This is a genomic window from Pseudomonas sp. P1_C12 (assembly GCF_056406435.1).
Map to the genome: position 1 here is coordinate 1 of NZ_JBFUAE010000018.1, position 15,150 is coordinate 15,150.

General features: G+C 59.2%; 15 protein-coding genes. 7 read left to right on the forward strand and 8 right to left on the reverse strand.

The genetic code is table 11. The features are described 5' to 3' along the window. The 5 genes from AC1D19_RS24885 to AC1D19_RS24905 form a co-directional block, all read left to right on the forward strand. Nucleotides 1-2,646, forward strand: a 2,646-nt coding sequence (locus AC1D19_RS24885; RefSeq protein WP_477764842.1) for a type VI secretion system Vgr family protein, incomplete at its 5' end; no start/stop codon positions are given. After that, on the forward strand, nucleotides 2,643-4,547 hold the full coding sequence (locus tag AC1D19_RS24890; RefSeq protein ID WP_477764843.1) for a phospholipase D-like domain-containing protein: 1,905 nt from the start codon (nucleotides 2,643-2,645) through the stop codon (nucleotides 4,545-4,547). The genes AC1D19_RS24885 and AC1D19_RS24890, both read left to right, overlap by 4 nt. Nucleotides 4,548-4,633: 86 nt before the next feature. Next, nucleotides 4,634-5,839 carry an SEL1-like repeat protein gene (locus AC1D19_RS24895; protein WP_477764844.1) on the forward strand — a complete coding sequence of 402 codons (1,206 nt, stop codon included), beginning with the start codon at nucleotides 4,634-4,636 and terminating at the stop codon, nucleotides 5,837-5,839. Beyond that, on the forward strand, nucleotides 5,829-6,227 hold the full coding sequence (locus tag AC1D19_RS24900) for a hypothetical protein (protein ID WP_477764845.1): 399 nt from the start codon (nucleotides 5,829-5,831) through the stop codon (nucleotides 6,225-6,227). Before AC1D19_RS24895 ends, AC1D19_RS24900 begins: the two co-directional genes overlap by 11 nt. Before the next feature lie 127 nt (nucleotides 6,228-6,354). Beyond that, entirely contained in the window at nucleotides 6,355-6,738 is a 384-nt protein-coding gene (locus tag AC1D19_RS24905) for a hypothetical protein (RefSeq protein WP_477764846.1), read from the forward strand. A gap of 756 nt (nucleotides 6,739-7,494) precedes the next feature. Here the strand turns inward: AC1D19_RS24905 and AC1D19_RS24910 are convergent. From AC1D19_RS24910 to AC1D19_RS24925, 4 genes are all read right to left on the reverse strand, one after another. Then, nucleotides 7,495-8,841 carry a glutamine synthetase family protein gene (locus AC1D19_RS24910; protein WP_477753857.1) on the reverse strand — a complete coding sequence of 449 codons (1,347 nt, stop codon included), beginning with the start codon at nucleotides 8,839-8,841 and terminating at the stop codon, nucleotides 7,495-7,497. A gap of 20 nt (nucleotides 8,842-8,861) precedes the next feature. After that, nucleotides 8,862-9,416, reverse strand: a complete 555-nt coding sequence (locus AC1D19_RS24915; RefSeq protein ID WP_477764847.1) for a helix-turn-helix domain-containing protein — start codon at nucleotides 9,414-9,416, stop codon at nucleotides 8,862-8,864. Nucleotides 9,417-9,441: 25 nt separating this feature from the next. Next, nucleotides 9,442-10,731: an NAD(P)/FAD-dependent oxidoreductase gene (locus AC1D19_RS24920; protein WP_477764848.1), complete on the reverse strand. Its 1,290-nt coding sequence runs from the start codon at nucleotides 10,729-10,731 to the stop codon at nucleotides 9,442-9,444. Between the two features lie 161 nt (nucleotides 10,732-10,892). Continuing rightward, the gene (locus AC1D19_RS24925; protein ID WP_477764849.1) at nucleotides 10,893-11,228 is read right to left on the reverse strand and encodes a hypothetical protein; all 336 of its coding nucleotides are present in this window, start codon (nucleotides 11,226-11,228) and stop codon (nucleotides 10,893-10,895) included. Nucleotides 11,229-11,497: 269 nt separating this feature from the next. Here AC1D19_RS24925 and AC1D19_RS24930 point away from each other — a divergent pair, with 269 nt between their 5' ends. Both AC1D19_RS24930 and osmE read left to right on the forward strand, forming a co-directional pair. Continuing rightward, nucleotides 11,498-11,737: a hypothetical protein gene (locus tag AC1D19_RS24930; protein WP_477753861.1), complete on the forward strand. Its 240-nt coding sequence runs from the start codon at nucleotides 11,498-11,500 to the stop codon at nucleotides 11,735-11,737. 13 nt (nucleotides 11,738-11,750) lie between these two features. Further along, complete coding sequence (gene osmE / locus AC1D19_RS24935) at nucleotides 11,751-12,101, forward strand: osmotically-inducible lipoprotein OsmE (protein ID WP_477764850.1); 351 nt, start codon at nucleotides 11,751-11,753, stop codon at nucleotides 12,099-12,101. A 51-nt stretch (nucleotides 12,102-12,152) separates the two neighbouring features. On the opposite strand, the gene AC1D19_RS24940 is transcribed toward osmE, so the two are convergent. From AC1D19_RS24940 to benC, 4 genes are all read right to left on the reverse strand, one after another. Then, nucleotides 12,153-12,353, reverse strand: a complete 201-nt coding sequence (locus AC1D19_RS24940) for a DUF2188 domain-containing protein (RefSeq protein ID WP_477764851.1) — start codon at nucleotides 12,351-12,353, stop codon at nucleotides 12,153-12,155. A 117-nt stretch (nucleotides 12,354-12,470) separates the two neighbouring features. Then, entirely contained in the window at nucleotides 12,471-13,169 is a 699-nt protein-coding gene (locus tag AC1D19_RS24945; RefSeq protein ID WP_477753864.1) for an alpha/beta hydrolase, read from the reverse strand. 45 nt (nucleotides 13,170-13,214) lie between these two features. Then, on the reverse strand, nucleotides 13,215-13,988 hold the full coding sequence (locus tag AC1D19_RS24950) for a 1,6-dihydroxycyclohexa-2,4-diene-1-carboxylate dehydrogenase (RefSeq protein WP_477764852.1): 774 nt from the start codon (nucleotides 13,986-13,988) through the stop codon (nucleotides 13,215-13,217). Nucleotides 13,989-14,133: 145 nt separating this feature from the next. After that, on the reverse strand, nucleotides 14,134-15,147 hold the full coding sequence (gene benC, locus AC1D19_RS24955) for a benzoate 1,2-dioxygenase electron transfer component BenC (protein WP_477764853.1): 1,014 nt from the start codon (nucleotides 15,145-15,147) through the stop codon (nucleotides 14,134-14,136). Between the last annotated feature and the right edge of the window lie 3 nt (nucleotides 15,148-15,150).

Genomic DNA, 15,150 nt, shown 5'->3' on the forward strand with positions numbered 1-15,150 from the left:
GCCCCCCTCGACGTCCTGGCCTTCCACGGCGAAGAGCACCTCAGCCAGCCCTTCAGCTACTACATCGAGTTCACCTCCAGCCAGCTCGACATCGCCGCCGAACGCCTGCTCGGCCAACAAGCCAGCTTCAGCCTGCACGCGCTGCCGGAAAAGGTCTCGTCCCTGATCTTCGAACCGTCCGAGGTCAAGCCGCTGCGCACCTTGCACGGGGTGATCAGTGGCTTCAAACGCCTGTCCGCCTCCATCGACGAGGCGCGCTACGAAGTCACCCTGCAGCCGCGTCTGGCATTGCTCGCGCGGGGCCGGCAATACCGGATCTACCAGCACCGGTCGGTGCCGGAAATCGTCGAACACATCCTGCGCGGCCGCCACGAGCTCAGGGGCCAGGACTTCCTCTTCCACCTGCACCGCGAATACCCCCGGCGTGAACAGGTGATGCAATACGGCGAAAGCGATCTGGCCTTTATTGCCCGCCTGCTGGCCGAAGTCGGCATCTGGTACCGCTTCACCAGCGACGAACGCCTGGGCATCGATGTCGTCGAGTTCCACGACTCCCCGCGCGCCTACCAGTTCGACGTCGAGTTGCCGCTGCGGCCGCTCTCCGGGCTGAACAGCAGCGGTGTGGACAGCGTCTGGGCCCTGCAGTCGGAACACCAGGTGGTGGAGCAGCACGTGAACATCCGCGCCTACCACCACCGTGACGCCCGCGCGTACCTCGACGGCGACATCGACCAGACGCGCGGCGCCAAGGGCACCTACGGCGAGGCCTATCACTACGCCGAGCCCTACACCGCACTCGGCGACCGCCATGCCTTCCCCGAAGACGTGCAGTGCGAAAGCGGCTACTTCTATGCGCGCCTGCGCCACGAGCGTTACCTCAACCGCCGCACCCGCCTGCGCGGCATGAGCAGCAGTCCCCGCCTGGCGCCGGGGCAGGTGCTGGAAGTCACCGACGGCGCGCCCCAGGCCTTCGCGCCGCGGGCGGTGATCATCGCGCTCAAGGCCGGCGCCGCCCGCGACCGCAGCTTCGAGTGCAGCTTCCAGGCCATCCCCTATGCGCAGACGGTGTGCTTTCGCCCCGAGGTGCCGCCCAAACCCTTGATCGCCGGCACCGTGCCGGCCCGGGTGACCAGCGCACAGGCCCACAACCCCTACGCCGATACCGACGCCGAGGGCCGCTACCGGGTGCAGTTCCTGTTCGACCGCGACACCTGGGACGCCGGTCGCGAAAGCACCTGGCTGCGCCTGGCCCGGGTGTACGCCGGCGACACCCACGGCCTGCACCTGCCGCTGATCGCCGGCACCGAAGTGGCGGTGGCCTTCGAACAGGGCGACCCCGACCGGCCCTACATCGCCCACGCCCTGCACGACAGCCAGCACCCCGACCCCGTCACGATGTACAACGAAAAGCGCAACGTGCTGCGCACCCCGGCCAATAACAAGCTGCGGCTGGACGATACCCGTGGGCAGGAGCACATCAAGCTCAGCACCGAGTACGGCGGCAAGAGCCAGCTCAACCTCGGGCATGTGGTGGATGCGAAGAAGGCCAATCGTGGGGAAGGCTTTGAGTTGCGCACCGATGCCTGGGGCGCGATTCGCGGGGGCAAGGGGCTGTTGATCAGTGCCGATGAACAGAGCAAAGCCCAGGGCCAGGTGCTGGACATGGCCGCCGCCGTCGGCCGCCTGCAACAGGCCGGCGAACAACTGCAACAGCTGTCCACGGACGCCCAAACCGCCCACGCCGACCCCGCGGATGTGCCCGCGCAACTGGCGCTGATGCGCCAACAACTCGACGAACTGAAAGCCGCAGTGCTGCTGCTCAGCGCGCCCCAGGGCATCGCCCTGACCAGCGGCCAGCACCTGCAACTGGCGGCAAAAGACAACCTGATGCTCAACGCCGGTGGCGAGGCCAACCTCAGCGTGGTCAAGCGCCTGTTCATCGGCGTCGGCCAAGGCCTGAGCCTGTTCGTGCGCAAGCTCGGCTTCAAGCTGATCGCCAACCAGGGCCCGGTCAGCGTGCAGGCGCAAAACGATCGCCTGGAGCTGATCGCCCGGCATGGGTTGGAGATCACCAGCACGGAAGATGAAATCCACATCACGGCGAAGAAGAAAATCGTCCTCAACGGCGGCGGCAGCTACCTCAGCCTGGAGCTGTGTGGCATCGAGTCGGGCACGGCGGGCGATCACAAGGTCAAGGCGGCGCATTTCGAGTACAGCGGCCCGGCGAGCATGACGGCCACGCATCCGGACTATCCGCAAAGCCTGTCCAGACAGACCTTACGAGTCAACCTGCCACCCGCCCCAAATGCCTCCAGCCAGAACTGGGCAGGCATGCCCTACACCTTGTACGCCGACGGCGCAGTGCTCAAGCAGGGCGTGCTGGACAAGACCGGGCAACTGTCGATCGACCATCAGGTCGTCACCCAGGGCTATCGGTTGGTGATGGCCAACGGTGTGACCTACCAGATTCCGGTGCCCACGGAATACCGCAACGCCGAGCAGGCGGAACTCGCCAATCGTGGCCTGCACAACCACCCTTCGCAAGCCCACGCCGAGGTGAGCCAGCCCATATCGCACACCGATCACCGCGGCCTGTATGCCACGGTGATGGAAGGCGCTGGTGATCAGGAAGGGAAAACACAATGAGCCAATACGAGATCGTCACACCGGTCGCACTCCAGCACACCCAAGAGGTGACCTGTACCCCGCCATGGTATGTGCGCAATACCGAATACCCTCCCGCCATGGCGACGTATCAACCGCTGATCAATGGGGAAGAAACGTTCCGGGCCGTGCACCTGGCCATTTCAAAGGCCAAGGCAACTGTCGACATCATCTGCTGGGGCTTTCAGCCGTCGATGTATTTCATCCGCGACGGAATATCGCCGCGTATCGGTGAATTGCTGATGGCCATGGCTCGCGAAGGCGTCAAGGTGCGGATATTGGGGTGGGAAATGCCGTTTAACAGCGCGGGCTTTGCCGACGAATCCAATCTGCCCGGTAAAGGCCCGTACCGGATATACGACCGGGCGATGCAACCCTCCACGGACGAGCAATATGCTTATGACCGCCAGTGGTTTGCCAACTGTGCGCTTGCCGACAACATGGCCGCTGCGCATCTGGCGGCTCGCGGCACTCCAGTGTTCGTCAGTCGCGGTTTCAGCGTACTTGAGAGGGCCGAAATAGCCCATCAGGCGAAATACAAAAGTCTCGACCCGCAGGTCAGCGCCACCACGCAATTCATCCTGACTGCGACAGCGACCCATCATCAAAAAACCGTTCTCGTCGATTATGAACTGCCGGACCGCGCCGTCGGTTTCGTGATGGGTCATAACATGCTCGACGAGTACTGGGACACCAATGACCATTTGGCGGTGAACCGTGACAAGGACACCAAACCCGCCCCCAACAAGGGCCCGCGTGGCGATACCCCACGTCAGGACATTTCAAGCCAGGTCAGTGGGCCGATCCTGGAACACCTGCACCACAACTTCGCCAGCGCCTGGCGCAAGGAAACCGGCGAGGACTTGCTCGACCTGCGCCAAGCCAAAGAGATCGGGCCGCAACAGCAATGCGCCCCGCAAGCCACCCGACAGATCGCGCAGATCCTGCGCACCCAGGCCCAGGAGGGCAAGCGCGATATCGAGAAGCTGTACCTGCAAGCCGTCAACAATGCGACCCAGTTCATCTACATCGAAAACCAGTATTTCCGCTGGCCACCCCTGGCCGAATTGATCAAGGCCGTCGCCGCTGGCCAGACCAAGGCCGGGCGCGACCCCGCCATACACGGCCCCTTGCACCTGTTTGTGATCACCAATGCAAGCAAGGGCGGCATAGGCTCCGGCACCGTGAACACCCAGCGCATGCTCGAAAGCCTCGGGCGCGGCCATACCATGCCTGCAATCACCAAGTTACGGCGTATTGAACAGGCAAAAGCTGACGCCGCGGCACTGGAAACCAGCCTGGGCGAACGGCTGGAGCAGTACGCCTTGGTCACGATGACGAAACTCACCGACGCATTGGGCGGGACCGATCTCAGCGACAAGGCCAAGGAAGCTCAGCGGCGCAAGAATTGGGACAACGATTGGCGCAAAACCGCACTCCAGAGCCAAATCGAGGCAATCGAGAAAGAGACTTTTGCCAAACTCCCGGAACTCTCCGGCCTGAAAGTCCATGTGTGCTCACTGGTTGCCCCCGACTCACCCGCCGGTAAGCCCTGGATGCCGGTGTACATCCACTCCAAGTTGATGATTGTTGACGATGTGTTCACCACTCACGGCTCGGCCAACATCAACACCCGCAGCATGCAGGTGGATAGCGAGCTGAACATTGCGCATGAGTGGGCGAGTGTGACGCAGGGGTTGCGGCGGCGGTTGTGGGAGATGCATACGAATGGATTGGGTGCGCAGGATGACCCTGAAAAGGCGTTCGAAGCGTGGGAAGAAATCATAAATCGGAACAAGGATTTTCAATCGGAACAATTGACTCCCTACGCTCCCCTCGTGGAATTCTATTTCGGCGAATCCGACTTGTCGGACCTCGACTGATGCGCCGGATCTTGTTGCTCTCATATCTACTGCTGGTCGCCTGCGATACCAGTAGTCCAACTTCTACTTCGACCAAGGAAACGCCCTTGAATCCTTTAACTGAAGCCAAGGCCAATATGGCCTTTACTTGTGTGCACGAGCAGATTCCCGCGCCATCCGCCGAAACCGATGTGCTGTTCAAATACGCGCGCTGGCTGCAAAAGAACAACCAGCTCAAGCAAGACGAAGCCGTCGATGTGCAAATCGAGCGCCTGTATCGCATCGCCAGTGAGAGCGGACATTACAAAGCCAATATCAACCTGCAAAACGGAGCGATGCGCGGTACGTTCAAACTCCGGGGTGAAGAGCATTTGCGCATGAGTGAGCAACTGATCAACGCGGGCGTGGCAACGGGATATTACTTTGTCGGTATCTTCCTGCAACACGGCGCGGCCGGGTTGCAGCAGGATCACGAAATAGCGTTGCGTTACTACCGTAAAGCCGCTGATGAAGGTAATGCGCTAGCTCAAGCCTATGTCGCAGACAAGTTGGCGCCGATCAACATTGCCCCGGACGTTGCCCGGCAAATGCGCCGTTGCGCTGGGGAGCAAGGAAACGGCAAAGCGGCAAGAGCACTAGGTATTAATTTATCGACGAAAGGGCGTTATCAGGAAGCACTCGAAGCATTCCAGCACGGGGCAGCGGCCGGTGACAGCACTTCGACTTCTTTTTTGAGCAAAGGCTTCCGTGGTCCGGAGCCGGATGATCGGATGTACTACCTGGGCCAACAGGAAGACCTCGAACGCGCCGATCGCTACGAAAAAATCTGGAAAATCCTCTCGGGTTACTCCTACGCCAATCCCAAAGTCCCCGAGATCAACGAGATCGTCCCACTGCCGCCTGCCACGTTGCCTGCTTGGGACGGCAAGCTCCAATGGCTCGAAGAACGCCTGGCCAATGTCCCACCAGAAAAGCCCAGCGAAGCACTGATTCACCAACTGGCCAAGGCCAAAGTCCTCGAACCCGCCACCGGCCGGCCCATGCCGGGCTCCTCGGCCTTTATACCGATCGACTACATCAAAAGACCGACCTGCATCAGCGGCCAAGCCTGCACGCACACTGGTTATTGGCTGGCGGAAAGTATCGCCGGTCAATCTTGGTCGCGCCTGGAAAAAGGCGAGCCCCGGCGCTTCGAGAAGGGCGACATCATGCCGACCCTGAACGTCAAGCATCGTCACAGCCGCTTCCTGCTCGCCGACCGTGTGACGGTCGAAGAGGAAAATATCGAATGGAGACTGTTCGGTGAAGCCTGAGTATTTATTGTTCTATATATTGGGCACCGCCTTGATCGGCTGTGACACTTCCTCTGCCAATAGACCGGAGACAGAAACCAAGAATAATCCGGGTAAAGAAATTTGTCGCGAGTTCACCAATGACTCGCAGGGCAAATGCACAACCAAACTGCGTTTTATCTCCAGCAACTATGTTGTTAAAAAAGGGCATGTTTACTGGATGACCAAAACAGAGCACAAGGAAACGCCCTGCGGTTTCGGCATGCCTTTTTTTTCCACAATCTCATGTCGTGGAGATGTTTTAGATCAGAAAGCAATCAGATCGATCATGTTGAGGAACGCCGACTCAGGAGTGTTGCACCATACTCTCCTCAGTTTAAAGCGCTCGAGGGCAGCGCGCCTCTACTAGCAACCTGGCAGCAGGAGCAAATGGCAAATTATGCGAAAGATGAAAAGTCAGTTTTTTTCAAAACATTGAAATTGTTGGCGCCGACCCAAATAATTTTGAAGTCGTTTTTCCATTTGGGGATGATGAAGTGTGGAAAAATATCAGCGTCTCACAAAGTGGAAAATCATTATTTTCCAAATGGAAGCCGATTGGAAATATTGAGCTGAATCAATTTCGTGCATTCACTCCAGTTCGATGCCCGGAAAACGGGCTCACTTGTGTTAAAAAATTCGAAAATATTAAAAATGATAATTTGCACTATGGAATAATTGGATGGATAGGCGATGCTGTTTTTGTTCTCCACGAAAATGGCGTTAGTCGTTTTCCTGGTATGGTATCGCCAGACACGTTCATGTTCAGGAGTAGATCTAAAACCTACCTTTACGCTAAGAAATCCTTCTACGAGTTGGTCGACAATTATGATAAGCTAATTAAAATGGATGTTGAATTTTATGAGCGCAACAACTATTGATTAAGGCTCTCGACTGAGGAATGGGTTTTGATAGCACTTCGGAGTTTGCACTGCTGCCAAAACCCCCATGGCATTACATCCGTGAATTTACATTCCACCGCTGAGCAAAGTGATAATACACTGGTGACCTGAATTCTATCGGGGCCTGCATTTATCCAATGAATTGTAGAGTTCTGGCCTTCGACTCTGCAGGAAGATGCAGCCTGATGCACCGTTAAAACAGAAACCTGATGCAGCTGAAATAACACAGCCAATTCCAGCACTTACAGGGAGTAGCACAATGAGAAAATTTAAAGCAGGCAATATAGAAACTACCGTTGTGGCAGGCCCACAAGAGGCTTGTGGTTACAATGGGTGAAAGCACAATTCAAGTAGTCCTTGAAAGCAACGTCATTGACGGCCAGGTAATGGAATTCACCGGTCAAAACCTCAAGCAAACAATCACCAAAGACTGCCAAATTATCGTTAGCCAAGGCGATTCGGCCAGTGGTCAAGTGGATTGAATCGAGAGAAACCCCGCCTGTCCCGCCTCTCGGCTGATAGCCATGAGAGGGCTCCACTGCTGTCTCATGATTTTCAGGCAAAAAAAATCCCAGGCAGCTGATGGACGCCTGGGATTTAAAAATGCATAAACCGTGGTGGTGAACGCGGCGCGGATATTACGGAATATTTCGGCCTGTAACAAGATATTTTTATTCACCATCCAGTTACTAAACGTTCTAACCCCTTCAATATCCACATGTTTTCAAAGGGCAACTACAGGAACCAGCGATACTCCCGCGCGCTGATGTCATGCAGAAATGCCAGATGATCCTGACGCTTGTTTTCGCAGTAGACGTCCACGAACTCCGCCCCCAAGCCTTCGCGCAGCACTGAATGACTTTGCATGGCCTGCACCGCTTCGAGCATTTCCAACGGAAAATCGATGCCACTGCTGCGGTCTTCGTTGAGCGGTGCAATCGGCTCGCGCTCCCCTTCCAGGCCTTGCTCCAACCCCACCAGAATCGCCGCCAACGCCAGATAGGGGTTGGCATCGGCGCCCGCCAGGCGATGTTCAATGCGCAGGTTCTTGATGTCCGACTCCGGAATGCGCAAGCAGGCATCGCGATCCTCGAAGCCCCAACTGGCGCGGGACGCGACGTTCACCGTGGCGCTCAAGCGGCGCATGGCGTTGTGGTTCGGAGCAAAGATCGGCATGCAGTGCGGCAACACCTCCAGGCATCCGGCCACCGCATGGCGCAGCGCCCGCTGGCCGTTCGCCGCCAGCAGGTTGTTGCCGGCCTGGTCATACAGGCTGACATGCACGTGCATGCCGCTGCCGGGGTGCTGCAGGTAGGGTTTGGCCATGAAGCTGGCGCGGTAGTTGTGCTTGAGCGCCACGCCCCGGGTACTGCGGCAGAACAGGGCGGCCCAGTCGGCGGCACGCAGGCCGTCATCGCAATGGCCGAAGTTGATTTCGAACTGCCCCGGGCCGAGTTCGGCGGTAATCACCGTGGCATCGATGCCTTGGGCTCGCGCGGTCTCGACCATTTCATCGAGTACCGGGGCGAAGCGCGACAAGCGTTCGATGTGCATGTTCGGCTGATCGTCGGCATCACCGGTCAACGCATCACGGGGGAACTGCGGCAAGCCGTCCTTCAGGTGACTGTCGAACAGGTAAAACTCCAGCTCGAAGGCCACCACCGGATGAATGCCCTTGCGCTTGAGCCGTTGCAGCACCTGCGCCAGCACTTCACGGGGTTCGAATTCGATGGGTTTTTCCGTGCCGTCGGAGGTGATCAGCATCTGGCCCAAGGGCTGTTTTTCCCAGCTCACCAGCTTCAGCGTACCGGGCACCAAACGGCGCAGCGCGTCCGGGTCACCATCGTTGAAGCAGTAATCACCGATCTTGAACAGCCCGCCCTGGGTGCCGAGCAGCACGCAGTTTTGCGGCAGCTTCAGTGCACTGCCGGCAGCGACTTTTTCCAGCATCTCGATCGGGTAGCGCTTGCCGTAGAAATGCCCTGGAATATCCAGGGAGATCAGGTCGACGTAACGCACTTCGGGGTTGCAGTGGCGGAAGTTGCGAACCTCGGCCAGCAGATCAGAGCACACAGCATCCATCGATTTGTTCCTTGTCGTTATCAGGTGTAAACCCAAAGCACGCGGGTCAGTTGGTCGGACCGGTTGCCGTAGCGGCAGTGCGCATGGCTGGCCAGTTGAAAGCTGTCGCCGGGATGCAGGGTCACCGGTTCGTTGTCGTCGAGCCATAGGGTCAACTGCCCTTCCAGGACGTAACCGCCCTGCTCCGAGCTGTCCTTCATGTGTCGGTCACCGCTACTGGCGCCGGGTTCGAGCTGGCTTTCGAGCATCGAAAAGGACGCGCGCATTTTTGGCGAAACGAGGATGTCGGTGATGCCCTCGGCGTAGTACAGCGTGCGGCGCTCGTCCGGGCGGGTGACCCAGGACAAGGCCATGGGTTTGGGCAGGCTGTAGAAATAGGTGGTCGGCACGCCGAGGGTTTCGCTGATGGCGGTCAAGTCCGCTACCGTCGGGCGCGAGAGGCCGCGCTCGACCTGGGACAGAAAACCCACGGAGCGACCGATTTTGTCCGCCAGTTCCTTCAGGGTGTACTTTTTGTGTTTGCGCAGGTCCTGGATCAGGATCGCCAGCGCCGAGATTTCTTCTTGCATGTCCATCTTGAGGCTTCCAGAAAGTGTCGCTTCAAATGCTGTCGCGCAGTCGATACCAGGCCTTGCCGATGGCTTCCAGCGGCGCGGCCAGGTATTTGCCGCCGGGAAAACTGCCGTTGTTCAGGCCCTGGTACAGGGACAACTCGTCGGGCCGACCGAGGATCGCGTCGGACACCGCCCGCGCCGCGGCCAGTGTCGGCAACACGCCATGCCCGGAATACCCCTGCATCCAGTAAAGATCGCCGCGCCGTCCGATATCCGGCGTGCGTTTGAGGGTCAGATCAATGTGTCCGCCCCAGGCAAACTCCAGATCGACGCCGGTGAGTTGCGGGAACACGCGCTCCAGGAACGGCCGGGTCGCCGCGGCGATGTCCTTCGGCATCCCGCCCAGGTAAGTGCAACCACCGCCGAACAGCAGGCGGTTGTCCGGGGTGCGGCGGAAGTAATCGAGCACGAACTGGTTGTCGGTCACGCATACATTGCTCGGCAGCAGTGCCGTGGCCTGGTCCTTGGTGAGCGGCGCAGTCGCGACCTGATAGGTCCCGACCGGCAACACGCAACTCGCCAGTTGCGGGTCGAGCCGGTCGAGGTAGGCGTTGCACGCCAGCACCAGCACATCGGCACGAATACGACCGCGCTCGGTGGTCACCACAAACCCGTCGCCCTCCTCGCCATAGCTCAGCGCCTTGCTTTGCTCGTGGATGCGCCCACCGGCCCGCTCAATCGCATCGGCAAGGCCGAGGGCCAGTTTCAGCGGATTCAAATGCCCGCCCTCGGGATCGAACAGGCCGGCCTGATAACGCTCGCTGGCCACCCACTGCGGCAAATCGCTGCGCTCGATAAATTGCAGTTTGTCGTGGCCCCACTTGTGGCTGGCCTCGTGTTGCCACTCCGTCAGCAGTCCGACCCGACGCGGCATCACCGAAGTCCAGAGATGGCCGGCGCGGTAGTCGCAATCGAACCCATGGCGGCCGGGCAAATCACGCAACTCGCGTGCGGCCCAGCGCATGCCGTCCCACAGTCGCCGCGCCCGTTCGTAACCCAGCGCCGCTTCCAACGGTGGCATGTCGCACGACCAGCCGAGAATCGCCTGGCCGCCATTACGCCCGGACGCGGCCCAGGCCACCCGACTGGCTTCGAGCAAGGTCACGCGCTTGCCGGCCAGCGCCAGGCGCAAAGCCGTGTGCAAACCACTGAAACCGGCCCCGATGATCAGCACTTCGGTGTCTTGCTCACCCTCCAGTGCGGCTCGATTGACCAGACGATCGGCGCAGGTGTGGGCGTAATAGCTGGCAACGTGTTGGTCGGACTGCTGAAACATGCAAGCCTCATGAAATTTTCTATTTATAATTTCATGAAAAAATACACGGTAAATTTCACGCAGGCAAATGGCGCGCAAAAAAAACCGGATGCACACCAGACATCCGGTTTTTTCTCGATTCGGCGAAAAACGGTCGGCGACCGATTTTCACTCTCTCGCGCTTACAAGCAATCACGCACGATTTTGCGCAGGTCGCCGGACTTGGCCCAAGGTGGCCCCTGATACAGCGATATCCGGCTGCCGTCCTTGTACTTCACGATATCCAGCACTTCGTCGGCCGTGATCACACTCGGCGCGGTGATGCGAAATCCGTTGGATATCGAAACCTGGGTCGTATTCGCTACTTCCTTTTGCCAGGCAGGCAAAACACACGCCGCATACTCTTTTGGCGCCTTCGTGCTGTGCTTGCTGACATTCGGCTCGCCCGGTACCAGCGACGCCGGCAACGAACACCCGGCCAGCAATGCCAGAGCGACTCCCCCCATCAACATCCGCATGCTGCTTCCTTAAATTAGAAAAAAGAGAATGTAGCTCGCCGTCGCCCCTACATCCATCCCCAACGATTCGGCGACTTTCATTGATATCACTTTGCCCGGTTAGTTCCTTGCGTTCAGATAAGGCATCCATCTTTCTTGAGTAGAACAGCGTACTTTCATGTTCGCATTTATTTTCCCGACCAAAGGAAACCCTGCTGAATCAGACGAACACAACATCTGGTGCGGTAAACAGGTCTAAAATTCCGGAGTGAGGAGTTCAGGAGGTCGTCATGTGGCTTAACGAATCGGAACAGGAACTTCGGCGTGATCTGCAAGGGCTTGCGTCAGATTTGCGCTGGTCGGCTGTGGAGCTGTTGCGCATCGAGCAGCAATTGCGCCTGCTCGGGAACGACGTCGACGCGCAAGCCGTTCAGAAACTGTGTGCTTTGTTTCAGGGTGATGAAGCAAAACTGTCCGGCTATGCCGAGGAAGTGAAAGCCAAGGTCATTAGCCGCAACAAGGCTCAATAGCGGGAGCGCTGCCATGAACAGGCCTCTATTCACGCTGGTCGTCGCACTGACCGCGTTGGCAGGCTGCAGCACCAACTCGATCTACCAGGATCAGCCGCTGGTCGCGAAAGTCGACACCGGCATGACCCAGGAGCAAGTCCGGCAAATCGGCGGCCAGCCCCTGGCGGTCACCGATCGCACCGTCGAACCCGGTACGTGCTTTGACTACAGACTGACTCATGCCGACCATCAGCAGCCGTACAACGTCAGTTTCGATGGCCGCGGCATGGTCGACCACAAAAGCTTTATGACGTGCGCGGAATGGAGCCACATGCAGCAAAAGGCTCGAGAACCCTCCCGCCCCAGCGGAGGCGGCGGCTACTAGCGCCGTTGCATCATGAAGAAGCCCCGGAGAACCGGGGCTTCGGGCTGGACTTCACTTTGCTTGATGGCTACGCGCAAGCCTGCCAGCACGAGCCCTGTAGCCGGGCAGCGACGCGGCAAACGCCAGTGCTTCTTCCCGACTGTCAAATGAAGCCAGTCGGTCACCCTGGGTACATACCCGCCAGGGGCCGTTGCTCACTCTGAGTACCTCATAGCCGTTCATGTGCATTTTGTTCAGTATCGGAACGCTCATAGTCACCTCCTCCTGGGCAGTGATATCAGGTTGACTTACTTACCTTACACTCACCCTTCTCCAAAATACCGACCAGACATCGCCTTGAAGATTCCCGAATCCGCTTGCACTTGGCCCCTAACCCTTGGCCAACGCCGTCGCTGCCCTGTCGATCAATGCCGCCACTTCGGCGGGCATCGACGCCAGGGACGCATGGCTGGCAGTCAAGGTCAGAATCTCCCGGGCGTTCAGCCGCTCAGCCATCCATTGCTGGTTTTGTGGAGCGATCATCCGGTCCCCGGTCGAAATCTGATACCACGATGGTTTTTTCTTCCAGGCCACCGTGCCGATAGTGTCACCGAAGGTACTTGCCAGCGGCGCTTTCTGGGTGAGGCCCATGACCAACCCTTCGGTCGCCGGCAGGTCCTGACAGAAGCTTTCGTGATAGAGCTCTGGCTTGACCCACAGGTAACCGTCGCTATCAGGAGCCAGGTTGGCCGCCGCCGCTGGCAGATGCCGTTGCGTGATGCCACCGGGGCTTTCACCGGCGTCCGGCGCGAACGCGGCGATATACACCAGGCCAACCACATTCGGCAAATCACCCGCTTCAGTGATCACCGCACCGCCATAGGAATGCCCCACCAGCAGCACCGGCCCCGGCACCTGGGCGACCATCTTGCGCGTACGCTCGGCATCCTCGGCCAGCGAAGTCAGCGGTAACTCGACGGCACGAATGTTCGTGTCACCCCGACTGAGCAATTTGACGATGACCTTGTTCCAGTGGGCAGCGCCGCCCCAAAAACCATGGACCAGCACGATCGTGGGTTTGTCACTCATCACCATGACTCCGTTGTTTGCGGATGGGGTTGTCTGTCGCTCGCCTCAGCCCTGATCGCCGCCGCCCACGGGCATGACCATGCCGGTGATATAGGACGCTTCGTCGCTGGCCAGAAACAGAATAGCCCCCGCCTGCTCATCCAGGGTGCCGTAGCGTTTCATCAAACTGCTGTCGAGGGTCTGGTCGACGATCTGCTGGTACCAGAGCTTTTCCTGCTCACTCTGCTCGGCACCGTTGCGAGGTATGCGTCGCGGCGGTGCTTCGGTGCCGCCAGGTGCAGTGGCGTTGACCCGCACGCCACGACCGGCGGTTTCGAACGCCAGACAAGCGGTCAAGGCATTCACCCCGCCTTTTGCCGCGCCATAGGGCACGCGGTTGAGGCTGCGGGTGGCGATGGAGGATACGTTGACGATCGCCCCGCTGCCCTGCTCCAGCATGAACGGCAGCGCGGCATGGCAACACCACAAGGTCGGGAACAGCGAACGGCGAACCTCGGCCTCGATCTGCGAGGCTTCATAGTGCTCGAACGGCTTGGCCCAGATCGTCCCGCCGACGTTATTGACCAGCACGTCGAGGCGATCGAAGCGCTCGACGGCGGTTTGCATCACCCGACAGCATTCCTCGTATTGTTCAAGGTCGGCGGTCAGGGCTAATACCTGGGTGGTCGCAGCCAGTTGTTGCTGCACTTCGAATACCAGGTCGGAGCGATCCACCAGGATCAGCTTCGCCCCTTCGGCGGCCATACGCTCGGCCACCCGTCGCCCGATGCCTTGGGCAGCGCCGGTGATCAGTGCGACTTTTTCGTGAAATCGGTTCATGGTCATCCTCGTGCTCACGCCAACGCCTCCCTCTGTAGGAGCTGCCGAAGGCTGCGATCTTTTGATCCTGGATTTTGAAAAGCACAATCAAAAGATCGCAGCCTCGTTTCACTCGGCAGCTCCTACAGGGATCAGCGAAATACGGTTATGCCGCGCTGGCGGCGAATTTCTCGAAGTAGAAGTTGGCCGGTGCGATGCCTTGTTCGCGGATGAACTGGCTGACGGCCTCGACCATCGGCGGCGGGCCGCACAGGTAAACGTCGACGTCGCCATCGTTCAAATGCTTTGGCTCGATGTGCTGGGTCACGTAGCCCTTGAGCGGGTGCTGACTCTCGGGGCTGGCGACGCAAGCGCTGAAGGTGAAGTTGGGGATGCGCGCGGCGAAGGCTTCGAGGCGGTCGACTTCCACCAGGTCGAAATCGTGGGTCACGCCGTAGATCAGATGCAGCGGATGATCGCTGCCCTGCTCGGCGATCTTCTCCAGCATCGCGGTGAACGGGGCCAGCCCGGTGCCACCGGCCAACAGCAACAGCGGCCGACGGATGTCGCGCAGGTAAAAGCTGCCCAAGGGACCTGCCAGGCTCATGCTGTCACCGGCCTTGGCCATGCCGGTCAGGAAACTGCTCATCAAGCCACCGGGCACGTTGCGGATCAGGAAGCTGACCTCGCCGTCGCGCTGCAACGAGCTGAACGAATAGGCACGGGTCTGCTCGCTGCCGGGGATCCCCAGGTTCACATATTGCCCCGGCAGGAACGCCAGCTTGCTCAAGGCCTCGCCCTTGATCGACAGCGCGATGGTGCTGTCGGACAACTGGCGCACGGCGCTGATGGTCGCGTCGTAGCAGGCCTGACGGGTGCGGCAAACCTGCGAGGAGGTCGGTACGCGCACCACGCAATCGCTTTGGGCGCGCATCTGGCAGGTCAGGACAAAACCCTGCTCGGCCTCTTCAGGGCTGAGGGCGTCTTCGATGTACTCCTCACCCAAGTCGTAGGTGCCGGCTTCGGCAAAACACTTGCAGGTGCCGCAAGCGCCGTCGCGGCAGTCCAGCGGAATATTGATGCCCTGGCGGTACGCGGCATCGGCCACCGTTTCGCCGGCATTGGCGTCGATGAATCGGGTGACGCCGTCTTCAAAGTTGAATGCAATGGAATGGGTCATGAC